This window comes from Microbacterium album, assembly GCF_014643695.1.
Classification (GTDB): domain Bacteria; phylum Actinomycetota; class Actinomycetes; order Actinomycetales; family Microbacteriaceae; genus Microbacterium; species Microbacterium album.
In genome coordinates, this window is sequence record NZ_BMJY01000045.1 from 1 (window position 1) to 554 (window position 554).

Below are 554 nucleotides of genomic sequence, written 5' to 3' on the forward strand. Positions count from 1 at the left end.
ACCAAGTTCGGTCGCATCCCCGACGGCGGCGGGCACCGATTCGTCGGCCGCCGACTGGGGGCCCAGAACAGGCGTGACACCCCCGGGCTGCCCCGCGGGAAGGACTACAAACCGCGCACCGGGACAGGGTTCTTCCACACCGTCATCGACGATCACTCCCGCGTCGCCTACGTCGAAGTCCACAACGATGAGAAGGCCGCCACCGCCACCGCTGTCCTGCGTCGAGCCGTCGCTTGGTTCGCCGAACGCGGGGTTCCCATCGAACGCGTCCTGTCCGACAACGGATCCTGTTACCGGTCATTCGCCTGGCGCGACGCCTGCGCCGAACTCGGCATCACACCCAAACGCACCCGTCCCTATCGACCGCAAACCAACGGCAAGATCGAGCGGTTCCATCGCACCCTCGCCGACGGCTGGGCATACGCCCGGTTCTACGATTCAGAGGCCGAACGCCGAGCAGCCCTCCCGGGCTGGCTTCACTTCTACAATCACCACAGGCGCCACTCCGCCATCGGAGCCCCGCCCATCAGCAGACTCAACAACCTACCTGGACA

1 protein-coding gene is annotated in these 554 nt (G+C 66.1%); it reads left to right on the top strand.

Translation table 11 applies throughout. From position 1 onward, the window contains the following. Positions 1-554: integrase core domain-containing protein (locus IEX37_RS15865; protein WP_188757343.1), on the top strand; the 554-nt coding region annotated here is incomplete at both ends.